The sequence below is a fragment of the Hymenobacter sp. BT559 genome (assembly GCF_016427535.1).
Classification (GTDB): Bacteria; Bacteroidota; Bacteroidia; order Cytophagales; family Hymenobacteraceae; genus Hymenobacter.
Window position 1 is genome coordinate 99012 of the sequence record NZ_JAELXV010000006.1, and the last position, 22553, is coordinate 121564.

Annotated in this window: 15 protein-coding genes; 11 read left to right on the forward strand and 4 right to left on the reverse strand. The window is 60.8% G+C overall.

The annotated features are described in order from the left end of the window. Window positions 1-11: 11 nt before the first annotated feature. Both JAO77_RS18440 and JAO77_RS18445 read left to right on the forward strand, forming a co-directional pair. Window positions 12-1856 carry an NPCBM/NEW2 domain-containing protein gene (locus tag JAO77_RS18440; protein ID WP_198991910.1) on the forward strand — a complete coding sequence of 615 codons (1845 nt, stop codon included), beginning with the start codon at window positions 12-14 and terminating at the stop codon, window positions 1854-1856. A gap of 229 nt (window positions 1857-2085) precedes the next feature. Beyond that, on the forward strand, window positions 2086-4191 hold the full coding sequence (locus JAO77_RS18445; protein WP_198991911.1) for an alpha-galactosidase: 2106 nt from the start codon (window positions 2086-2088) through the stop codon (window positions 4189-4191). Window positions 4192-4199: 8 nt separating this feature from the next. On the opposite strand, the gene JAO77_RS18450 is transcribed toward JAO77_RS18445, so the two are convergent. Next, window positions 4200-5216, reverse strand: coding sequence for a LacI family DNA-binding transcriptional regulator (locus tag JAO77_RS18450; RefSeq protein WP_198991912.1), 1017 nt, complete (start codon window positions 5214-5216; stop codon window positions 4200-4202). A 277-nt stretch (window positions 5217-5493) separates the two neighbouring features. On the opposite strand from JAO77_RS18450, the gene JAO77_RS18455 reads away from it, so the two are divergent. The 7 genes from JAO77_RS18455 to JAO77_RS18485 all read left to right on the forward strand — a co-directional run bounded on the left by JAO77_RS18455 (window position 5494) and on the right by JAO77_RS18485 (window position 15863). Further along, window positions 5494-6426: an aldo/keto reductase gene (locus JAO77_RS18455; RefSeq protein WP_198991913.1), complete on the forward strand. Its 933-nt coding sequence runs from the start codon at window positions 5494-5496 to the stop codon at window positions 6424-6426. Between the two features lie 21 nt (window positions 6427-6447). Then, window positions 6448-6822, forward strand: a complete 375-nt coding sequence (locus JAO77_RS18460) for an L-rhamnose mutarotase (RefSeq protein ID WP_198991914.1) — start codon at window positions 6448-6450, stop codon at window positions 6820-6822. Between the two features lie 91 nt (window positions 6823-6913). Then, window positions 6914-8167: an L-fucose:H+ symporter permease gene (fucP, locus tag JAO77_RS18465; protein ID WP_198991915.1), complete on the forward strand. Its 1254-nt coding sequence runs from the start codon at window positions 6914-6916 to the stop codon at window positions 8165-8167. Window positions 8168-8203: 36 nt separating this feature from the next. After that, entirely contained in the window at window positions 8204-9220 is a 1017-nt protein-coding gene (locus tag JAO77_RS18470) for a zinc-binding alcohol dehydrogenase family protein (RefSeq protein ID WP_198991916.1), read from the forward strand. A 121-nt stretch (window positions 9221-9341) separates the two neighbouring features. Further along, the gene (locus tag JAO77_RS18475) at window positions 9342-12371 is read left to right on the forward strand and encodes a SusC/RagA family TonB-linked outer membrane protein (protein ID WP_198991917.1); all 3030 of its coding nucleotides are present in this window, start codon (window positions 9342-9344) and stop codon (window positions 12369-12371) included. A gap of 39 nt (window positions 12372-12410) precedes the next feature. After that, the gene (locus JAO77_RS18480; protein WP_198991918.1) at window positions 12411-14042 is read left to right on the forward strand and encodes a RagB/SusD family nutrient uptake outer membrane protein; all 1632 of its coding nucleotides are present in this window, start codon (window positions 12411-12413) and stop codon (window positions 14040-14042) included. A 171-nt stretch (window positions 14043-14213) separates the two neighbouring features. Further along, entirely contained in the window at window positions 14214-15863 is a 1650-nt protein-coding gene (locus JAO77_RS18485; RefSeq protein ID WP_198991919.1) for an alpha-L-fucosidase, read from the forward strand. A gap of 98 nt (window positions 15864-15961) precedes the next feature. Here JAO77_RS18485 and JAO77_RS18490 read toward each other — a convergent pair whose 3' ends face one another. Together JAO77_RS18490 and JAO77_RS18495 are read right to left on the reverse strand one after the other, a co-directional pair. Next, complete coding sequence (locus JAO77_RS18490; RefSeq protein WP_198991920.1) at window positions 15962-16954, reverse strand: glycoside hydrolase family 43 protein; 993 nt, start codon at window positions 16952-16954, stop codon at window positions 15962-15964. Between the two features lie 69 nt (window positions 16955-17023). Then, window positions 17024-18007 (reverse strand): arabinan endo-1,5-alpha-L-arabinosidase, encoded by a 984-nt coding sequence (locus tag JAO77_RS18495; RefSeq protein ID WP_198991921.1) that lies wholly within the window; start codon window positions 18005-18007, stop codon window positions 17024-17026. Window positions 18008-18350: 343 nt separating this feature from the next. On the opposite strand from JAO77_RS18495, the gene JAO77_RS18500 reads away from it, so the two are divergent. After that, complete coding sequence (locus JAO77_RS18500) at window positions 18351-19406, forward strand: LacI family DNA-binding transcriptional regulator (protein WP_198991922.1); 1056 nt, start codon at window positions 18351-18353, stop codon at window positions 19404-19406. Between the two features lie 208 nt (window positions 19407-19614). Here JAO77_RS18500 and JAO77_RS18505 read toward each other — a convergent pair whose 3' ends face one another. Next, window positions 19615-20103, reverse strand: coding sequence for a hypothetical protein (locus tag JAO77_RS18505; RefSeq protein ID WP_198991923.1), 489 nt, complete (start codon window positions 20101-20103; stop codon window positions 19615-19617). A 243-nt stretch (window positions 20104-20346) separates the two neighbouring features. Between JAO77_RS18505 and JAO77_RS18510 the strand changes: the two genes are divergently transcribed. After that, window positions 20347-22449, forward strand: coding sequence for a glycoside hydrolase family 97 protein (locus JAO77_RS18510; RefSeq protein WP_198991924.1), 2103 nt, complete (start codon window positions 20347-20349; stop codon window positions 22447-22449). The last annotated feature ends 104 nt before the right edge of the window (window positions 22450-22553 follow it).

The window sequence follows — 22553 nt, forward strand, 5'->3', positions numbered from 1 at the left end:
GCCTTTACCTTATGTCATTGACCCAAAAATGGTTAAGCATTGCCCTAGGTAGCTTAGCGCTAGCTAGCCCGGCCCTGGCCCAAAAAGCCCCCCTCAAAACCGATTTTCACCAGTGGGCCCCTACCCCGCCCATGGGCTGGAACAGCTGGGACTGCTACGGCCCCACCGTGACGGAAGCCGAGACCAAGGCCAACGCTGACTACATGGCCAAAAACTTGAAAGACAGCGGCTGGGAGTATGTGGTGGTAGACATTCGCTGGTACGTGGGCAACGACACGGCCCACGGCTACAACGAGAAAAACCCCGACTGGAACATTGACCAGTACGGCCGCTTTGTGCCCGCGCCCAACCGGTTTCCGTCGGCCGCGGGCGGCAAGGGGTTCAAGCCGCTGGCCGACTACATGCACGCCAAGGGGCTGAAGTTTGGCATTCACCTTATGCGCGGCGTGCCCGTGATAGCGGTGCAGCGCAAGCTGCCCATCAAGGGTACCAAGCTTACGGCCGACGCCATCCACAGCAAGGAAGGCCAGGCGGCGTGGCTGCACGACATGTACACGGTGGTGCCCGGCAAGCCCGGCGCCCAGGAGTACTACAACTCGCTGTTTGAGTTGTACGCGAGCTGGGGCGTTGATTTTGTGAAGATTGACGACCTTTCGGAGCCCTACCACACCGGTGAGATTGAGATGATTCGGAAGGCCATTGACCGCACGGGCCGCCAAATCGTGTTCAGCATGTCGCCGGGCGAGACGCCGATTGCCGACGCCAAGCACGCGCAGCAGCACGCTAATATGTGGCGCACGGTGGGCGACTTCTGGGACTCGTGGGAGCAGCTCAAGGAGCACTTCGAAGTGTGCAACCGCTGGGCGCCCTACATCATGACCGGGGCCTGGCCCGATGCTGACATGCTGCCGTTGGGCCGCCTGGGCATCCGGGCTGAGCGCGGCGACGACCGCCAAACGCGCTTCACCCCCGACGAGCAGCGCACGCTCATGACCTTGTGGAGCATCTTCCGCTCGCCGCTCATGTTTGGCGGCGACCTGCCCAGCAACACGCCCGCCACGCTAGCTCTGCTTACCAACCCTAGGGTGCTGGCCGTGAACAAAAGCAGCACCAACAACCGCCAGCTGTTTCGGCGCGGCGACCTTGTGGCCTGGACCGCCGACGACCCCAAAACGGGCGACAAATACCTGGCTGTATTCAATGCTCAGGACCAGGAACTAGCGCCCGCCAGCCAGGCCGCGGCTAAGAGCCCGCTTATCAATCGCCAGACGCCGCAGGCTACGCTCGACGTAGACATCACCGGTGCTCAAAAGCTGTACCTGAGCGTGCGCGGCGGCGACGATGGCACCGCCTGGGACCACGCCGACTGGCTGGCTCCCGTGCTCAGCAATGGCACCAAAACCATGTCCCTCACCGAGCTACCCTGGCAGAAGGCCAGCGCCGGCTGGGGCCAAACTACCCTGAACAAAAGCGTGAGCGGCGGCCCGCTCGTGGTAGCGGGCAAGACGTATCCGGCCGGCATCGGCACGCACGCCAACTCCGTAATTGAGTACACGCTGCCGGCCGGTTACACGCGCTTCCAAGCCACGGTGGGCCTCGACCAGGCCGCCGCGGGGCAGAATACAGGGGGTACTTTTCAAGCGCTGGTATTCACCAAAAGCCCTTACCAACCCGCCCCGGCCGACTCGGTGCGCGTGCCTGTGGCGCTGGCCGACCTAGGGCTGGCGCCCGGCTGCATTGTGCAAGACCTGTGGAGCGGCCGCCAGGTGGGCAAGTTTACCACCGAGTTTGTGCCTTTCATACGGCGGCACGGGGCGGGCTTTTACCGCATCTCGGGGCCGAAGTTGACTAAGTAACCCGTTATTTAGCACCCTATTCAGAGTAGCTTGGACTTTGTAGTCCGAGGACGAGCGCAGCGAGCATCCCGCGTCTGGTACGTAACCGAACGTGGATGCGAGCTACGCTCGCGCTCGGACTGCAAAATCCAAGCTACAGTTATTTCCCACCCCTAGGTCTCTTCCCTTGCGACTACTTCGTCTACGTGCTCTTAGCGGGCTCTCTTTCCTACTAGTTGGGTTTTCTGCTGTGGCGCAATCTACCTCGCCCATCGTCATCGAAACTGAGCACGTGAGCTTGGTCTTGGCCGTGGGCCAGCGCCAGAAGCTTTACCAGACCTACTTAGGGCCCAAGCTGGCCACGGCGGCCGAGTACCAGCAGCTACCGCAGCGCCACGAGGCTTACCCGCCGGCCGGCACCGACAACCTGTTTGAGCCTGCCCTGCGCGTGGTGCACGCCGATGGCAACCCCGCGCTGGCCTTGCAGTACGCCGACGTGCAGACTAGCAAAGCCGGCGAAGGCGTCACCAACACGACCATCCGCCTGCGCGACCCGCTCTACCCGGTGGAGGTGCAGCTGCACTTCGTGGCCTACCAGCGCGAGGACGTTATCAAGACCTGGACCGAGATTGTGCACCGTGAAAAGAAGCCGGTGGTACTCACCAACTACGCCTCGGCCATGCTGCACCTCGATGCGCACCAGTACTACTTGACCCAGCTGCACGGCGACTGGGCCGAGGAAGCCCAACAGCAAGAAAGCCCGCTCACGAGCGGCGTAAAGGTTATTGATACCAAGCTCGGCACCCGCGCGGGCATGTACCAGACCCCGTCCTTCTTTCTGGCGCCCGACCACCCGGCCACCGAAACCACCGGCGACGTGCTAGCCGGCACCCTAGCTTGGACCGGCAACTTCCGGCTAGCCTTCGAGCTGGATAACGAGAGTATGCTGCGCCTGTCGGCCGGCATCAACCCCTACGCCTCGGAGTACACGCTGCCGGCCGGCCAGCCCTTCACCACGCCCGAGTTCATCTTCACCTACAGCACCCAGGGCAAGGGCCAGGCCTCGCGCAACCTGCACCGCTGGGCGCGCCAGCAGGGCGGCACCCTCGATGGCACCCAGCCCCGCCTCACGCTGCTGAACAACTGGGAAGCCACATTTTTCGACTTCAACGAGCCCAAGCTCGATGCCCTGATGGGCGACGCGGCCAAGCTCGGCGTCGATATGTTTTTGCTCGACGATGGCTGGTTTGGCAACAAGTACCCGCGCAAAGACGACACCCAGGGCCTCGGCGACTGGCAGCCCACCAAAACCAAGCTGCCCAATGGCGTAGGCCACCTCGTGCAAACGGCCACCAAGGAGGGTGTCAAGTTTGGCATCTGGATAGAGCCCGAAATGGTGAACCCCAAGAGCGAGCTCTACGAGAAGCACCCCGACTGGATATTGAAACTACCAAGCCGCCCCGAGGACTATTACCGCAATCAGCTTGTGTTGGACCTCACCAATCCGAAGGTGCAGGACTTCGTGTACGGCATCGTGGATGCGCAGCTCAGCCAGGGCGCGGCCTATCTCAAGTGGGACTGCAACCGCATGCTGACCAACGCCTATTCGCAACACCTAGGCAAAGACCAGTCGCATCTGTACGTGGACTATGTGCGCGGCCTCTACCGCGTGCTCGACCGGGTGCGCCAAAAGTATCCGCACACCCCCATGATGCTGTGCTCGGGCGGCGGCGCGCGGGCCGACTACGGCGGGCTGAAGTACTTCACCGAGTTTTGGCCCTCAGATGACACTGACGCGCTAGAGCGGGTGTACATACAGTGGGGATTCCTCAATTTCTTCCCCTCCAATACGTTGGCGAGCCACGTCACAAACTGGAACCAGAGTCAGAGCCTAAAATTTCGCACCGACGTGGCCATGATGGGCAAGCTTGGCTACGACATAGAGGTGAGCAAGATGACGCCCGACGAGCTGAAGTTCAGCCAGCAGGCAGTGAAAGACTACAAGCGCCTGAGCCCCGTTATCTGGCAGGGCGACCTATTCAAATTGCGTTCGCCCTACGAGAGCAACCAGGCGGCCCTGATGTACGTGGCGCCACAGCAAGACAAGGCCGTGCTCTTTGGCTACGACCTGCGCCCACGCTATCACGAAACGGTGCTGCCCGTGCGGCTGCAAGGCCTCGACCCGGCGCGCCGCTACCGCCTCACCGAACTCAACCTGATGCCCGGCCGCAAGCCAGAAGTACGCGCCAGCGGCCAAACGTACACTGGCGACTACCTCATGAAAGTAGGCATCTTACTAAACAACGGAGAGGCCAAGCCCCTGACCAGCCACGTGCTAGAGCTGACGGCGGAGTAAGCCCTAGGTCAGCTTTTTTGCCCCGACGACTCGCGCACGACCAGTTGCGTGGCCAGCACCACCTGGCGCGGGGGCACCTGGCCCTGGGCCTGCTCCAAAAACAGCAGCGCCGCCGTGCGACCCATCTCAAACGTGGGATGCATCACGGACGTGAGCATCGGCTCGACTACCGTGGCATGGTACTCGTCGGTGAAGCCCACCAGCGCCACATCAGCCGGAATGCGCAGGCCCTGCCGCTTGATTTCCTTCATGGCGGCGAAGGCAGTAGTGTCGTTCACGCCGAAGATGGCATCGGGCGGCTGCGGCAGCGCCAGCAGCAGTTGGGTGGCGGCCGTGGCACTTTCGGCGCTTAGGTCGGAGGGCACGAGCAGCTGCGCATCGAAGGCCAGGCCTTCAGCTGCCAGACCCTCGCGGTAGCCCGCCACCCGCTCTTGGCTGATGTTGAGCGCCGGGGGCCCCGCAATGTGCGCAATGCGCCGCCGGCCCTGAGCTACAAAATGCCGCGTGATGCGGCAGGCCGCCGCTTGATTGTCAACCACTACAGTAGGCACCTCATTGGAGCGGCACACCCGGTCGAAGAACACAAGCGGCGTGCCGGCGGCCAGCAGCGCGTCGAAGTGCGCGTAGGTGCGCGTTTCCTGCGACAAGCACATAATAATGCCTTCCACGCGCAGTTGCAGCAGGTTGGATAAGCACTCCTGCTCTTTCTCGAAACTCTCGTCGCTGCTCCGGATTACGATGTAGTAGCCGTGCTCGATGGCCACACTTTCGATGCCGCTGATGATGGACGCGAAGAAGTGCGTGACCAGCGCGGGCACAATAACCCCGATAATGCGGGTGGCATTTTTGAGCAGGCCCATGGCCAGCGGGTTAGGGCTGTAGTGCAGTTCCTGAGCCAGCTGCTGCACCCGCTGCGTCAGTTCGGGGCCAATGTCGGGGTGGTTGCGCAGGGCGCGCGACACGGTGGATATCGACACGTTGAGCGCCTGGGCCAGCGTCTTCAGCGAAACGGGGCGTTTGCTCATGGCGATTGTTTTTGGAGTAATAATAAGGTAATGATACAGGCCACCCGGCACATGTAAGCTGAACCAACGACTAACCCGCCACAGCTCAACCGTATTTCCTGCCGAAAAAGGGTTGTAACCCGGTACTAACTATTTTTTCTCCGCAAAGCTTTGCGCAAAGCTTTGCGGAGAAAAAATTACAATAACTTGATAAACAGTTGTTTTTAGCATACTAGCTTTGGCCACTACTGCCTCTTAGGAGGCAATTCTCTTCTAGCCAATCTAGCTATTCCCACCCATGCACTACCGCCAACTTGGCCGTACCGATATGCACGTATCGCTCTTAAGCTTAGGGGCTTCGGCCCTCGGCGGAGTGTTTGCCGACATCGACCCGGCACAGGGCATCCGCACGGTGCACGAGGCTGTGGACCAAGGCGTCAATTTTATTGACGTGGCACCCTACTACGGCTTCACCAAGGCCGAAACCGTGCTGGGTCAGGCCCTGCGCACCCTGCCTAGGCCGCAATACATGCTCTCCACCAAAGTAGGCCGCTACGGCCATGATGGCGTGAAAACCTGGGACTATAGCGCCGCGCGCGTAACCCAGAGCGTGGAGGAAAGCCTGGCGCGCCTGCACACCGACTACCTCGACCTACTGAGCGTGCACGACGTGGAATTTGCCGACTTAGAGCAGGTAGTTCACGAAACTATTCCGGCCCTGCAGGGCCTCAAGGCGGCCGGCAAGGTGCGCTACATAGGCATAACGGGCCTGCCGCTGGCCAAGCTGCGCTATATCCTCAACAGAGTGCCCGCCGGCACCCTCGACACAGTGCTCTCCTTTTGTCATCATTGCCTCAACGACGACACCCTAGGCAAACACGTGGCCTATTTTCGGGAGCGTGAGGTAGGCGTTATCAATGCTGCGCCGCTAGCGATGGGCCTGCTCTCGACCCAAGGGCCGCCGGCCTGGCACCCGGCCTCGGCCACGCTTAAAGACCACGCACAGCGCGCCGCAGCCCTCTGCGCCGACCGTGGCTATCCCATTGAGCAACTGGCCATTCAGTTTGCCGTGAGCCACCCCGGCGTGTCCACTACCCTGGTCAGTGCCGCCTGCCCGCGCCTCATGCGGCAAAATATTGAGTGGGCCAGCACGCCGCCCGACCCCGACCTGCTACGCGAGGTACGCGCCCTGCTGCACCCCGTGCTAGGCGAAACCTGGGACAACTCCTAAAACCTATACCTTCGTTTGCTCATGTCCTACCTCGAAGACGCCCGCCCGGCCCCATTCAAGCGCTACTGCAAAGCCTTACCCCTGCAAGCCGACGCCGAGTTGCTGGCCACTTACCGCCGCCTGCACGCGCCCGGGGCCGCCTGGCCCGAAATCACGCAGGGCATGCGTGAGGTGGGTATTGTGGATATGGAGATTTACCTAGCGGGCAATCAAGCCTTCATGCTAATGGATACGGTGCCCGATTTCGACCACGACCAGGCCATGCAGACGCTGGCGACCAAGCCCCGCCAAGCCGAGTGGGAAGCGCTGGTAGCACCTTTTCAGCAAACTACCGCTGACGCCACCGCTGCCGAAAAATGGCAGCTGCTGGAGCGCATCTATAAGCTGGGCGCCTAGGTTGCCCTTAGCCGCTTTAGCGGCTGGCTGCCGCGCGGCATAGCCCCTTGCGCCGCTCCGATTTTTCTTTACTCTCTCCTTTGCCCCACCCGTGACCGCTGCCCGCTCTACTACGTTTGCTGTTGGCCTAATAACCTGCCTGTTCTTTCTCTGGGGCTTTGCCTTGAATCTGAACCCGATTCTGATTCCGCACCTCAAGAAAGCCTGCCAGCTTAATGACGGGCAGTCGGCGCTCATCGACTCGGCCTCCTACTTGGCGTATTTTCTGCTGGCGCTGCCGGCCGGGCAGTTTATGAAGCGCTTTGGCTACAAGGGCGGCATGCTGCTGGGCCTAGGGCTTTTTGCGCTGGGGGCGCTGCTATTCTACCCCGCGGCGGCGCTGCGCTCCTACGCCTTTTTCCTAGGGGCGCTGTTCGTCATAGCCTCGGGCCTTACGTTTCTCGAAACGGCGGCTAACCCATACATCACCGGCCTGGGCAGTCCCGAGGGCGCTACGCAGCGGCTGAATTTTGCGCAGTCGTTTAATGGCCTGGCGGCCACGCTGGCCCCGTTGCTGGGCGGCATTTTCATTTTGTCGGGCAAGAGCCCGAGTAGCGCGCAGCTGGCCGCCTTGTCGCTGGCCAACCTAGGAGCCTACCTCGACCACGAGGCTGCGGCCGTGCAGGTGCCTTACCTGCTCATCGGGGGCTTCGTGCTGCTCATTGCGCTGCTACTGTGGCGCACGCCCCTGCCCGCCCTGGCCGAGGAAGAAGCCGCCACTACCGACGAGGGGGGCCTGTGGCAGCAAAAAAACCTACTATTTGGCGTAGGGGCGCAGTTTTTCTACGTGGGGGCGCAGGTGTGCGTGAGCAGCTTTTTCATCCGTTTTGCCAGCAGCGTAGCGGGCATGGAAGAGAAACTGGCCGCGCAGTATCTAGCAGTGGCCTTGTTTGGATTCATGGCCGGGCGCTTCCTAGGTACCGTGCTGATGCGATTTGTGCCGGCGGCGCGGCTGCTGGCCCTCTACAGCATATTCAACATAGGCTTGCTGGTGCTGGCCACCACGCTGCACGGCACGGGGGCGGTGTATGCGCTGCTGGGGGTCGAGTTTTTCATGTCCATCATGTTCCCCACCATTTTTTCGCTGGGCATTCGGGGGCTGGGCAGCCGCACCAAAGATGGCTCGGCGCTGCTCGTGATGGCCATTGCGGGCGGGGCAGTGCTACCGGTGGTGATGGGGCACGTATCCGACGCTAGCACCATCCAAACGGCTTACCTGGTGCCCGCGCTGTGCTTCTTGGTGGTGCTGGGCTTCGCACTGCGCAACAGCTCGGTGAAGCAGCTTACGCTCTCCACGGCCCACTAAACCTGCCTATTTTCCTTGTCTATTACTTTCTGAGCTATGAATACCTTAGTCTGCACCGAGCCTGGTCACTTTGCCTATGACAACCGGCCTGCCCCCGTGCCGCAGCCGGGCCAGGCGCTGCTGCGCATCCGGCGGGTGGGCGTGTGCGGCACCGATTTGCACGCCTTTGAGGGCACCCAGCCCTTCTTCGTCTACCCTAGGGTGCTGGGCCACGAGCTGGCCGGCGAGCTGGTAGACACGGGCGGCGCCGAAGGCTTTGCTGTGGGCGACGCCGTGACCTTCATCCCCTATTTCAACTGCGGGCACTGCGTGGCCTGCCGCGCTGGCAAGCCTAACTGCTGCGTGCACATGCAGGTGTGCGGCGTGCACGTCGATGGCGGCCTGACCGAGCTGCTGGCCGTGCCCGCCACCGCCTTGGTGCACGGCCAGGGCCTGGGCTTCGACGAGCTGGCCCTCGTGGAACCGCTGGCTATTGGAGCCCACGGCGTGCGCCGGGCCGACGTGCAGCCCGGCGAGTGGGTACTGGTGGTGGGTGCCGGCCCCATTGGCCTCGGCATCATGGAGTTTGCTCGCATAGCGGGCGGCCAGGTTATTGCCCTCGATGTGAATGAGCAGCGTCTCGCCTTTTGCCGCGAGCGCCTAGGTGTGGCGCACACCATCAACGCTCGCGGCACCGACGTGGCGGCGCAGCTGGCAGCCATCACCGGTGGCGACATGCCCACCGTCGTTATCGACGCCACGGGCAGCCTAGGGGCTATCAACCAGGGCTTTGCTTATCTAGCCCACGGCGGGCGCTACGTGCTGGTGGGCTTGCAAAAGGGCGAACTCAGCTTTTCGCACCCCAAGTTCCACAAGCGCGAGGCTACGCTCATGAGCAGCCGAAACGCTACGCGCCAAGATTTCGAGCACGTCATCAGCGCTATGAAGCAGGGCCTGGTGAAGCCTACTACTTACATCACGCACCGCACGGGCTTTGGCGAGGTAAAGGCGGAGTTTGCTTCCTGGCTCGACCCCACCACTGGGGTCATCAAGGCCATGATTGAGCTGCCCTAGGTTCCCAGCAGCCGCTCTTTTTACACCCTGCACAATCGATTGCTAATCCTGCGACTTTAAGCCGCCAGCTAGCGCACGCCCAAACCGTACTTTACTTTTCCCACTCAACCCGTTGCCAATCATGAAGATACCGCTCTACTACCTCTTGTTTGCCACGCGCCGGCCACTGGGCTTAGCGGTGGCCGGCCTAGGGCTGGCCCTGGCCCCGCTGGCGGCCCAGGCGCAGGCTGCCCGCACCGTGTCGGGCACCGTGACCGACAACACCGGAGCCGCGCTGCCCGGCGTGACGGTGGTGCTGAAAGGCACTACCAACGGCCAGAGCACCGGGGCCGATGGCAAGTTTAGCATCTCGCTGCCGGCCGGGCCTGCCACGCTGCAGTTTTCCTTCGTGGGCTTCGCCAGCCAAGAGTTTGTCATTACCGACCAGGCTACGCTGGCCGTGACCCTGGGCGCGGCAGCCAAGGGCCTCGATGAGGTAGTGGTGGTGGGCTACGGCACCCAGAAAAAAGCCAACCTAACCGGCGCGGTGGCTACCATCTCGTCGGGTGATATCGACAACCGGCCCATTACGCAGGCATCGCAGGCGCTGGCGGGCTTGGCGCCCGGCGTGCAGGTGCAGCAGCCCAGCGGCCGGCCGGGGGCCAACGGGTCTAATATCACCATCCGGGGCATTGGCACGTTTAACTCGGGCAGCGCGCCGCTGGTGCTGATTGACGGTATTGCGGGCTCGATTGACGATGTGGCGCCCGACAACATCGGCACCATTACGGTGCTCAAGGATGCAGCGTCGGCAGCTATTTACGGCAACCGGGCGGCTAACGGCGTTATTCTGATAACGACCAAACGCGGGCAGCCGGGCAAAATCGACATCAGCTACAGCAACTACGTGGGCTGGGAGAAGGTGGCGAAACTACCGCAGTTTGTGAACTCGGCCACCTACGCCCGCCTCACGGGTGCGTCGCCTGAAACGGTGGCTAAGTATGAGGCTGGTGATGACCCTGACAACTTCCCCAACGTGTACCACTTGCGCGACTTGCTGAACTCGGGCTCGGGCTTTCAGCAGTACCACAACCTGAGCTTTGCGGGCGGCGAAAACAAGACCACCTACCTGTTTTCGGCCAGCTACCGCGGCCAGGACGGCATCACGGCCGAGACCAACAACAAGCGCTTTGACATTCAGGCCAACATCGACAGCAAGCTGCGCGACAACCTGACGCTGAAAACTAGCCTGCTGGGCTTTTCGCAAGTGCGTAACCAACCGGTTTCTAACTCAGGCAGCATCGACGACATCATCGTGTACGCGGTGCGCGAGCCCAACACCTACGCCGGGCGCAAGTCGGACGGCACCTATGGGCACCAGGACTACTACGCTCCTGAAGCGTGGCTCGATAGCGAGAGCTTCGATAAGTTTCGGGCCAAGAACTTCTACGGCAACACGGCCCTCACCTACGAGCCCATCAAGGGCCTGAGCCTCAGCGGCACGGCGGGCTACCACTACTACACCGGCACCACCACCACCTTCCGGCCCGATATCAACCTCGACAAGAACACCTACGTAGGACCCAACAACCTCTACAACAGCACCTACGACGGCCAGGAAGTGACGCTGATTGGCCTGGCGACCTATGCCAAGTCCATTGGTGAGCACAATTTTAAGCTGCTGCTGGGCTACCAGCAGGAAGAGCACCGCGACAACTCGTTTTACGCCTCCCGTGACCGGTTTCCCAATAACCTGCTGTACCAGCTCGACGCGGGCGCTACCACCAACCAGCAAAACGGCGGCTCGGCCGGCGAGTACGCCTTCCGCTCCTACTTCGGGCGCCTGAACTACAATTTCAACGAGCGGTACCTGCTGGAGTTTAACGCCCGCTACGATGGCTCGTCGCGCTTTGCGCCGGGCAACAAATACGGACTGTTTCCGGCCGTGTCGGCGGGCTGGCGCTTATCGGAAGAGCGGTTTATCAAAGACCAGGTTAGCTGGCTCGATGAGCTAAAAATCAGGGGCTCGTATGGCACGCTCGGCAACGCCAATATCGCCAACTACCCCTACCAGTACACCTTCAGCACCAGCCCCAAGTACACGTTTGGCGGCGTTATCGCGCCGGGCGCGGCGGTGACCTCGGCGGCCAACCCCGACATTCAGTGGGAAACCACCACGTCGAGCGATATCGGCCTGGATTTCAGCTTCTGGAAGGGCAAGCTCAGCGGCTCCTTCGACGTGTACGAGCGCACGGCCAAGGACATTCTCTACCGCGTGCCGGTATCGGGCGCCCTAGGGCTCGATGCACCCATCGTGAACGCAGGCTCCATTCGCAACCGGGGCTTTGAGGCTATCCTGACCTACAACGTCAGCGCCGGGGGCTTCCGCTTGGCCGTATCACCCAACTTCACCTACAACCAGCAGCAAGTCACCAAGATTGCCGGCGACTTACAGTCGGTGATTCCTAACTTCTTCCTAGGGCAGCAGCTGAACCCCATTTACGGCTACGTGGCCGATGGGCTCTTTAAGGATGGGGCCGACGTGGCCAGCTACCCCACGCAGCCCAGCGGCGGCCAGCCGGGGGCTATTCGCTTCAAGGACATCAGCGGCCCCGACGGGGTGCCCGACGGTAAGGTAGACGCCACCTACGACCGCACCATCATCGGCAATAAGAGCCCTAAAACCTCCTACGGCCTCAACATCACGGCCAGCTACAAGGGCTTCGACTTGGCCATGCTATTTCAGGGCCTAGGGGGCTACACCGTGCAAATGGGCTCGTACCAGGCCTTTGCCTACTACAACGGGGGCAACATTCAGCAGTGGCAGGCCGACAACGCCTGGACCGTAGACAACCCCGACCCCAACGCCAAGTACCCGCGCATTACCAGCCTAGGGCAGGGCAGCGCCAACGTGCAAACCAACTCCTTCTGGAACCGCCCGGGCACGTTCCTGCGCTTCAAAAACCTGCAAATCGGCTACACGCTGCCCGCGGGCGTGCTGCAAAAGCTGCACATCAGCCGGCTGCGGGTGTTTGCCGGGGGCCAGAATCTGTTTAGCCTCAACAGCTTCTACCCCGGTTGGGACCCCGAAAACAGCCAGGGCTCGGGCGGCGGCGCCAGCTTCTACCCACTCACCAAGGTGTACACCTTTGGCCTGAACGTCAAGCTCTAAGGCGGGCCTATTCTTTGAATTATTCAACTGGCTATTATCATGAAATTCCCTTTTCTGCGCCGGCCCGCCGGGGCCATTCTTACCCTAGGGCTGCTGCTGGGCACAGCCACCAGCTGCAAAGACCTGCTCGACAAACAGCCGCTTTCCTCGATTTCGGACGCCACCTTTTGGCGCACCGCCAACGATGCTACCCTGGCCCTGAATGGGGTGTACGACACTGGGTACGGCTACACGCACTACACCTTTTGGGCAGGCCAATCGCTGCTAGGCCTCGACCTGATGGCCGGCAACGGGTCGGAGAAAGAATACATTCCCGACCAGTTTACCGACGGTACGCTCAACTCGGCCTACGGCTTTGTGCGCGACTACTACACCCAAACCTACCGGCAGATTACGCGCTGCAACAACTTCCTCGACAACATCGACAAAGTGACGATGGACGCCGGGCAGAAGGCCATTATGGTCAACGAGGTGCGCACCATCCGGGCCTACGACTATTTCAACCTAGCGCTCTATTTTGGCGACGTACCCCTCATTGAGCACGTGCTGTCGGTGGAAGAAGCCAACAGCGTGTTCCGTGCCCCCAAGGCCGACGTGTGGGCCTTTTGCGAAAAGGAACTAAAGGCGGCTGCCGCCGTGCTGCCCCCCTCGGTGCCCGATGCCAGCCAAGGCCACATGACGGCCGCCAGCGCCCTGGCCATCCTAGGTCGCCTGCAACTGGCCGAGAAGAAGTGGGCCGATGCCGCCACCAGCTACAAGACCATCATGGACTTTGGCTACTACAGCATCGACCCGCGCTACCGCGAGCTGTTTCTCAACGCCGGCGAGCTGAGCCACGAGGTCATCATGTCGCAGCAGTACATCCGCAACAGCTACGACCACACCCTACTGCAATACCTGACGCCCGAGACCTGGGGCGGCTGGCACCAGTATTCGCCCTTCAATGAGCTGGTAAAGGACTTTGAGTGCATCGATGGCTTGCCGATTACGCAATCGCCGCTCTACGACAAAAACAATCCCTACGCCAACCGTGACCCGCGCCTCGACCTCACGGTCTTGATTTCGGACCGCAGCACATTTCGGGGCCGCACCTACTCGGCCCAGCCCAATACTACCCTGCCCGACCGCCTCAACCAGTATCCTGGCATCTGGAGCGGCTACGCCATCTACAAGTTTTTGGAGGACGACCCCAACGTGGCCACCACCACCAACGATGGCAACAACTTCACCATCATTCGCTACGCCGAAGTGCTCCTAGGGTACCTAGAGGCCAAGCTGGAAGGCGGTGCCCCCGTAGACCAAGCCCTGCTCGATGCCACCATTAACAAGGTGCGGGGCCGGGCGGCCATCAAAATGCCCGCCGTCACGACCACCGACCCGGCCGCGCTGCGCACCGTGCTGCGCCGCGAGCGCCGCGTAGAGTTTGCCTTCGAGGGCCTGCGCTACTTCGACTGCCTACGCTGGGGCATCATCGCATCTGAAAACCAGAAGCAGTTTACGGGGATGAAGCTCACCAATAACCCGAGCACCTACACCGCCTTCCCGGTCGATGCCGAGGGCTACTACCTCTACAAGAAGCGCAATTTCATCGTGGGCAAAAACGAGCTGTGGCCCATCCCACAGTCGGAGCGCGACCTGAACAAGAATCTGACGCAGAATCCGGGCTACTAGGTTTGTATGCTGAGCTACTCCAAGCATTTGTCATTGCGAGCATAGCGCAGCAATCGCACCCGAACAGCGCGACTGCACAGATGCGACTGCTGCGCTACCCTCGCAATGACAAACGCTTTAAAAAGTCTTTTTACCTGATTCAACCCTGCACTAAGCTTCTATCCTATCCTAATGAACCGTAGAACCCTACTCAAAAACCTCGCCCTGGCTGCCCCCGCCGCCTGGCTGCCCGGTGTGGTGGCTGGCCTCAATTGGAGCCCGCTGGCGCGCATAGCGCCTAGCCCCTTCCAGCCTACCTGGGACTCGCTGGCCCGCTACCAAACGCCCGAGTGGTTTCGCGATGCCAAGTTTGGCCTGTGGGCGCACTGGGGGCCGCAGTGCCAACCCGAGCGCGGCGACTGGTACGCCCGCGGCATGTACGAGGAGGGCTCCGACCAGTACAAGTTTCACTGCGAGAAGTACGGCCACCCGTCCAAATTTGGCTTCAAGGACGTGATAAATGAGTGGAAGGCCGAAGAGTGGAACCCCGACGAACTGCTAGCGCTGTACAAGAAGGCCGGGGCCAAGTACTTCGTGTGCCTGGCGAATCACCACGACAACTTCGACCTCTACGACAGCAGTCACCAGCCCTGGAACTCGACCCGCCTAGGTCCTAAAAAAGACTTGGTAGGCGGTTGGGCCAAAGCCGCCAAAAAGCAGGGCCTGCGCTTCGGGGTGAGCGTGCACGCCGCCCACACTTGGAGCTGGCTGGAAGTATCGCAGCGAGCCGACAAAAACGGCCCACTAGCCGGTGTGCCCTACGACGGCAAAATCACCACTGCCGACGGCCAGGGCAAGTGGTGGCAGGGTTACGACCCGCAGTCCCTCTACGCCCAAAACCATCCCTTGAGCGAGAACAGCCAAGACAACGGCATGATACACCGGCAGTGGAACTGGGGCAACGGCGTGACGCCGCCAAGCAAGGAGTACTGCGAGAAGTTCTACAACCGCACCATCGAGCTACTCGACAAGTACCAGCCCGACGTGGTGTATTTCGACGACACGGCCCTGCCGCTGTGGCCCGTGAACGACGCCGGCCTGCGCATTGCGGCGCACATGTATAACACCAGCACCCAGCGCCACGGCGGCCGCAACGAAGCCGTTATCCTAGGCAAAATTCTGACGCCCGAGCAGCGCAAGTGCATGGTCTGGGACATCGAGCGCGGCCAGAGCAATGAGATTGAGCCCCTGCCTTGGCAAACCGATACCTGCCTAGGTCAGTGGCATTACGACCGCCGCATCTACGACCAGCACGGCTACAAAAGCGCCAAGACGGTCATCCACACGCTCGTGGACGTAGTGAGCAAAAACGGCAACCTGCTGGTGAGCGTGCCCGTGCGCGGCAACGGCACCATCGACGACCAGGAGCGCACCATCGTAGAGGGCATCGGCGCCTGGATGCAGGTAAACGGCGAGAGCATCTACGGCACCCGACCCTGGAAAATATTCGGCGAAGGCCCAGCCCAGCAGGCCGCGGCCGCCCTCAGCGCCCAGGGCTTCAACGAGGGCAAGGGCAAGCCCTTCGGCCCCGAGGACATCCGCTATGTCACCAAGGGCAAAACGCTCTACGCCACGGCCCTAGGGTGGCCCACCAATGGCAAGCTGCTGCTAAAGTCGCTGGCCGTGGGCGGGCCGCACTACACGGGTAAAATCAAGCAAGTAGAGTTGCTAGGCGCGCCGGGCAAGCTCAAGTTTGAGCACACCAAGGACGGGCTGGCCGTAGTGCTGCCCGCCCAACAGCCCAACGACATTGCCTACCCGCTGAAGATTATACCGGCCTAGGGTGGCTTCTGGCAGCGGTTGAGGCTAATGCAAAAAAGGCTAGTCGTTGTGGCACCGAGCCACAACGACTAGCCTTTTTTGCCAGGTTTCCTAGGTGCCTATTTGGCGGCCTGCACGCCCTCGGTAGTCATTTGCACGCGCTTCAGGGTGCCGTCTTTGTTGTAGTAGAGGTAGTCGATGCACACCGAGCGGCGGAAGCTGCCGCCGCGCACGTCCATACCACCGTTGTGGTAGATGAAGTAAGACTTGCCTTTGAAGTCGATGATGGACTGGTGATTGGTGTTCGAGTTACCAGCTATTTCATTGAGCAGGCCCTTATACTCCCATGGGCCGTCGAGGCTGCGGCTCATGGCGTAGGCTATTTTCTCGGGAAACTCGGTGGCGAAGCTCAGGTAGTACCAGCCGTTGTGCTCGTGCACCCAGGGCGCCTCCGTAAAGCGCGGCAGGCCGCTCACGGTCTGGATGGGCCCATCTAGCTCGGTCATGTTGGGCTTGAGCTTGGCGTAGTAGCAAGCGGTATTGCCCCAGAACAGATAAGCCTGGCCTTTCTTGTCGATAATAACCGTGGGGTCGATATCATCCCAACTGATAGTTGTCGACTTGGTCATATCATTGGTAATTAAGGCCGAGCCGCGGGCGTCCTTAAACGGACCCGTGGGATTGTCGGCCACCGCTACCCCAATGGCCTTGCCCGGGATGGTGCCGTGCTCTACGGCCGCGTACCAGTAAAACTTACCATTGCGGGCAATTACCTGCGAGGCCCAGGCATCATCTTTGGCCCAGGCAAAGTCGCTGACTTTCAGCGGCACCGGGTGCTCGGTCCAGTTCACCATGTCCTTCGATGAGAAGCACAGCCACTCATGCATCACGTAGCGCTCCTGCGGGGCGGGCGCCTCATCGTGGCCGGTGTAGAGGTATACCGTGCCGTTTTGCACCATAGCGGCGGGGTCGGCAGTGTATTTGGTTTTGATGATGGGGTTGCCGCCCGGGCTGGCCGGGGCCGCCGGAGCTTGCGCCGACGCGGAGCCGGCTGCTAAGAGTAGCCCTAAGGCCGCGTTTGAAAGTAAAAGAGACAGGGTTTTGCGCAACATGGGAAGCTAAAGTAGGATGGGATAAGAAGCTGTCTAAGGTATTTCTATCGGTTTAAAGGTCTACCCGCACTACTTAGTAGCCACGGTGGGCCAGCCGGCGGCGCTCCAGACAATAGGTTCGATGCGCAGCTTAGGGCGGCCGCGGTCGTGGCCGTCGTAGCCGTGGAATATCAGGTGGTCAACCTTATCAAAGGTTGCCACGGCGTTGTGGCCCACGCCAAACCAGTCGGCGTTGCCCTGCAAAACCAGGGTGCCGCCGCCCTGCTCCATGGGCGTGCCGGCCTGGTCGAGGTAGGGCCCGGTCACGGCTTTCGAGCGGCCGACCATCATCTTGTAGGTGCTCTGCGGGCCGCGGCAGCAGTAGTCAAACGACACAAACAGATAGTAGTAGTCGCCGTGCCGGAAAATGAACGGCCCCTCAATAGCGCCATCGCCGGGCAGCGAGTCGGTGAGGGTGGCCGTGCGCGGGCGGCGAGCCAGCGTGCGCCATTGCGCGGGCTCGGCCGGGCCGGTGAGGTCGGGCCGTAGCTGCACCAACTTGATGCCGTTCCAGAACGAGCCAAACGTGAGCCAAGGGGTGCCGCGCTCGTCGCGCACCAGGTTAGGGTCGATGGCGTTCCACATATCGCGGCCGGGCGCCGACTCTATAACCGCGCCGTGGTCGGTCCACTTAAAATCGGGCGACTTAGGGTCCAGCGTTTTGTTGGTAGCCAGCCCGATGGCCGAGCGGTTTTTGCCAAATGTAGAAATGGAGTAGAACAGGCTGTACTGGCCGTTGTGATACGAAATATCGGGCGCCCAAATATGCTCCTTAAACCCTGGCACGTCGCGCTGGGCCCAGGCCGGCGGCGTGGCAAACACGGGCTTCTCGGCCGTCCAGTTCTTGCGGTCTTTCGATGACCATACCGTGACGCCGTTGCCGGTGCCAAAGAGGTAATACGTGCCGTTTTGCCGCGTCAGCACCGGGTCGTGGATGGGAATAGCCGGTGATGGGGCCTGGGCTTGGCTGCCCAGGCCGCAGAGCAGGAGCCCCAGCAGTAAGAGTTTTTTCATGAGCGCAGCTTTACATAAACGATTGTGTAAAGAGTTGCGAAGTACGGACATTTTCTGAAATCTAGAGATAGGTAAAGGTATTTAATTTTTAGAAGCCGTTGATGAGTTATTTCCTATCGCCGAGACCAGTCTTAACACGACCCCGATACACAAACGTTTGTGCCAACACTTCGTGCTGTTCAAGTAAAAGTCACATTAAGCACCCAGCTTTATGAAAGTACCGCTGACCAAGCAGGAGCTTAAAAAGCGCCACCTAGGGCCAGAGAAGCCATTTTTTTGCTTCTCCCCTTAGCTTTGTAGGTGCATTTGACCGGCCTTTTTGCTGCCGGCCCATCGTGCAGCTATGACTCCGCGCAAAAAGCAACCGACTACTACTCCGCACACTGTTTCGATGGCCGACCTGGCCCGGGAGTTGGGCGTATCCATGACGACCATTTCGCGGGCCCTAAGTGACCACCACAGCATTGGGGCGGCTACCAAGCAGCGGGTGCTTAAGCTGGCCAAGAAACTCAACTACCAGCCTAATCATCTCGCCGCCGCGTTGCGCAAGGGCCAGAGCCGCCTGCTGGGCGTGGTGGTGCCTTACATTGAGGGCAAGTTTTTTCCGTCGGTTATCCAGGGTATCGAGCAGGCCGCCAGCAAGGCCGGCTTCAGCGTTATCGTGTGCCAGTCGCACGAAGATGTGCAGATAGAGCGCCGCAACGTGGAAACGCTGTTGCACGCCCAGGTGGCGGGGGTGCTGGTATCGCTGGCCCGCAATACGCAGGAGTTTCACCACTTTGACAAGGTGCGGGCGCGCGGCATTCCGCTGGTTTTCTTCGACCGTATTCCGGCCAGCGAGTTTGTCAACTCGGTGGTGCTCAATGACCAAGCGGGTGGCTTTGCGGCCACCAATCACTTATTGGAGCAGGGCTGCCGCCGCATTGCGCACCTGGCGGGGCCGCAGCACCTCAACATCTACCGCGAGCGGCAGCAGGGCTACCTCAACGCGCTGGCCGCCCACGGTATCGAGCCTCAGGAAGAGCTTATTATCTACTCCGACATGACGCAGGAAGACGGCGCGCAAGCCATACGTCAGCTGCTCATGCTGCCCAATCCCATCGACGGCGTATTTGGGGCCGGTGACTCGGTTATCCTAGGTGCCTTGCAAGCGCTTAAAAGCCAAGGCATCCGGGTGCCGCAGGACATTGCCCTCGCGGGCTTCAGCAACGAAGGCTTCACGGCTATCACCGAGCCTAGGCTTACCTCCGTCGACCAGCGCTGCGAGGAGATGGGTGAAGCCGTGGTGCGCTTGTTTTTGGAGCTGTCTACCGCGCCCGAAGCCCAATTTGTGCAGCGCCAGGTGGTACTACAGCCCGAGCTATTTATTCGCGAGTCGTCGCTGCAAGTTACAGAGTAGTTTGGGCACAGTCAAAGACCGAAGTCTATAGTCTAAGGGCAGCACGTTTAGGTTCTTGTAAACTACCCTCAAACCTGTCATGTTGAGCCTGCGAAGCATCTTCTCACGTTAAAGTAATTCAACCGAGAGAAGATGCTTCGCAGGCTCAGCATGACAGGTTTTATATTTCTGGAGTCAAACCCGCGCTAGGCGTTGGCCACTATTAAGCTTACTCGTCTTCAGTTGGGCTGGGTGTATTCAACCCTAGGTGCTGGCTTTGAGAAGCTGCAGGCTGGTCGGGCGCCTGCCCACCGTAGCCCCCAGTGAAGGGGTTTTGGTCGGTGTCGGTTTGGCGGTCGCTCAGGTCTTCGCGGCCGCCGCTGCTGCCTACCCCACCCCGCTGGCTGCTCTGGTCATAGCCGCGGTCTTCATCGCCAGTATCGGCGGTTTGGCCCATGCCCATGCTGCGGCCTACGTCGCCGTAGTGGCCGCCGGGCGCGGCGCCTTGCTGCCGCTGCTGGTCGAAGTCGGAGCCCTGGGCCGACTTGGGCTCGGAGCTTGCATCTTGTTGGGCCGATGCGCTATCCGTATCGGCTAGTACCGGCGACATATCGTGGGCATAGTCGCGCGAGGTAGTGGCGGGGCCCTGGTCGGCGCCTAATTGAGTGGGGTCGGGCGGGCGCTGTTGCTCGCCGGCGGGTTGGTCGGAAGTAGCCATAAGTAGGTAGGAAAGACAATAATGTGGAGCGCACACCAGAGGCGCCGCAAAGCAGCTCACGGCGGCGTATTCTTTCTGTAGCCTACTGTGCTCACGACAGAAGGTTACGAGCCGCTGCCTGCTGGCAATGCCATTGCGCTCCGCCGCTAGCGGCAGCTTCGCAGAAATAAGCGAGGACTAGCCAGCAACCTAAGGGGACAAACCGTAGACTATATCTTAGCTCCGAAATCGATTTCTGAATTCATGCAAAATCCTATATTTGTGCTGCTGCTGGCCGCTAGCTTGCGGGCGGTCGCGCAATCCCCTACCCCGCTCACCGCTCGCCTCGATAAGGTGAGCGTCACTTTCGCCCTAGGTGCCAATGGGCAGCCTAGCTACACCATTGCCTACGGCCAGAAGCCGGTGGTGCAGCCCTCGCGCCTAGGGCTGGTATTCCAAGACGGCCAAGGCTTTGACGGCGCGCTGACCCTGACCGGCAGCGAGGTGAAGGACGTAGACGAAACCTGGCAGCCCGTGTGGGGTGAGGTCAAAAACATCCGCAACCACTACCAGCAACTGACGGTGCACTTGCGCCAAAAGGCCGCGCCCGGCCGCCGTATGGATGTGGTATTTCGGGTGTTTGCCGATGGCGTGGGCTTTCGCTACGAGTTTCCGCGGCAACAGGCGCTCGGCAACTTTGTGGTCATGGATGAGCTCACCGAGTTTGCCCTGCCCGCCGACCACCAGGCCTTCTGGATACCCGGCGACTACGACACCAACGAGTACCTCTACACCAAGTCGCGGCTGAGCGCGGTCGATAATTCGGCACAGGTCAAGTCCTCGACTGAGATTGCGGTGCGCGTGGCGCCCGATGCGCAGGCCGTGGCCACGCCGCTCATGCTCAAGGCCGATAACGGGCTGTACATCAATATCCACGAGGCGGCGCAGGTCAACTACCCGGCCATGCAGCTGCACGTAGACCGAGCTAGCCACCGCCTCACGGCCCGGCTGGTGCCCGATGCGGTGGGCAGCAAGGCCTTCTTGCACGCGCCCGCTATTACGCCCTGGCGCACGGTCATTATCAGCGACAAGGCCACCGATATTCTAGCCTCGAAACTGATTCTCAACCTCAACGAACCTAGCAAGCTCACCAACACCGACTGGATTAAGCCCATGAAATTTGTGGGCGTGTGGTGGGAAATGCAGGTGGGCAAGTCGGACTGGAAATACGCCAACAGCCTCGACACGCTCGATGCCAAGGGCCAGCTCATCCCGACTGGCCGCCACGGCGCCAACACGGCCAACGTGAAGCGCTACATCGACTTTGCCGCGCAACACCACCTAGGCGGCGTGCTAGTCGAGGGCTGGAACACCGGCTGGGAAGACTGGTTTGGCAACTGGAAGGAGAATGTATTCGACTTCGTGACGCCCTACCCCGATTTCAACGTGCAAGAAATCAGAGACTACGCCAAGGCCAAAGGCGTGCAGATGATAATGCACAACGAAACCTCAGGCGCCGCCACCAACTACGAGCAGCACCTCGACACGGCGTATGCCTTCATGAACAAGTACGGCTACCCAGCCGTGAAAACGGGCTACGTGGGCCGCATCATCCCGCGGGGCGAGCACCACGATGGGCAGTGGATGAGCAACCACTTTGTGCGCGTGGCCGAGATGGCCGCCAAGCACCACGTCTCGGTCGATATGCACGAGTCGGTGCGCCCCACCGGCCTCAGCCGCACCTACCCCAATTGGATGGCCAGCGAGGCCGGCCGCGGTAACGAGTACAACGCCTTCAGCATCGGCAGTCCGCCCGAACATGAGACCATTATGCCCTTCACTCGCTTCGTGGGCGGGCCGATGGATTACACGCCCGGCATCTTCAAGCTGAAAAACTACGAGCCCACCGGCAAGCGCCAAATGCATACCACGCTAGCCAAGCAGCTGGCCCTGTACGTGACCCTGTACTCGCCCCTGCAAATGGCCGCCGACCTGCCCGAAAACTACAACGAGCACCTCGACGCGTTTAAGTTTATCGAAGACGTGCCCGTGGACTGGGACGATACGCGCATCGTGGCCGCCGAGCCCGGCGACTACCTCACCACCGCCCGCAAGGCCAAAGGCAAGGACGAGTGGTACCTAGGCAGCATCACCGATGAAAACGCCCGCCAACAGCCCGTAAAGCTGAATTTCCTGACGCCCGGCCGCCGCTACCAAGCCACTATTTACGCCGATGCCAAGGATGCTGACTGGCAGAAGAACCCCGCCGCCTATCAGATAACTAAGCAGGTCGTGACCAGCAAATCGGCCCTCAAGCTACAGCTGGCGCCGGGTGGCGGAGCCGCCGTGAGCTTCAAGCCGCTGTAAGCAATAGTTACTTTTATTTAGTACCTAAGTTATAATCCCGAACCCAAGTTGTCATTGCGAGCGCAGCGAAGCAATCGCACCCGAACGGCGCGGCTGAACAGATG

Bases quoted from the DNA above. Each gene is read 5' to 3' on its own strand.
- JAO77_RS18450 (WP_198991912.1), bottom strand. From the start codon at position 5,216: ATGAGCAAACGCCCCGTTTCGCTGAAGACGCTGGCCCAGGCGCTCAAC.
- JAO77_RS18455 (WP_198991913.1), top strand. From the start codon at position 5,494: ATGCACTACCGCCAACTTGGCCGTACCGATATGCACGTATCGCTCTTA.
- JAO77_RS18460 (WP_198991914.1), top strand. From the start codon at position 6,448: ATGTCCTACCTCGAAGACGCCCGCCCGGCCCCATTCAAGCGCTACTGC.
- JAO77_RS18505 (WP_198991923.1), bottom strand. From the start codon at position 20,103: ATGGCTACTTCCGACCAACCCGCCGGCGAGCAACAGCGCCCGCCCGAC.
- JAO77_RS18510 (WP_198991924.1), top strand. From the start codon at position 20,347: ATGCAAAATCCTATATTTGTGCTGCTGCTGGCCGCTAGCTTGCGGGCG.
- JAO77_RS18490 (WP_198991920.1), bottom strand. From the start codon at position 16,954: ATGTTGCGCAAAACCCTGTCTCTTTTACTTTCAAACGCGGCCTTAGGG.
- JAO77_RS18500 (WP_198991922.1), top strand. From the start codon at position 18,351: ATGACTCCGCGCAAAAAGCAACCGACTACTACTCCGCACACTGTTTCG.
- JAO77_RS18495 (WP_198991921.1), bottom strand. From the start codon at position 18,007: ATGAAAAAACTCTTACTGCTGGGGCTCCTGCTCTGCGGCCTGGGCAGC.
- JAO77_RS18475 (WP_198991917.1), top strand. From the start codon at position 9,342: ATGAAGATACCGCTCTACTACCTCTTGTTTGCCACGCGCCGGCCACTG.
- JAO77_RS18470 (WP_198991916.1), top strand. From the start codon at position 8,204: ATGAATACCTTAGTCTGCACCGAGCCTGGTCACTTTGCCTATGACAAC.
- JAO77_RS18440 (WP_198991910.1), top strand. From the start codon at position 12: ATGTCATTGACCCAAAAATGGTTAAGCATTGCCCTAGGTAGCTTAGCG.
- JAO77_RS18480 (WP_198991918.1), top strand. From the start codon at position 12,411: ATGAAATTCCCTTTTCTGCGCCGGCCCGCCGGGGCCATTCTTACCCTA.
- JAO77_RS18485 (WP_198991919.1), top strand. From the start codon at position 14,214: ATGAACCGTAGAACCCTACTCAAAAACCTCGCCCTGGCTGCCCCCGCC.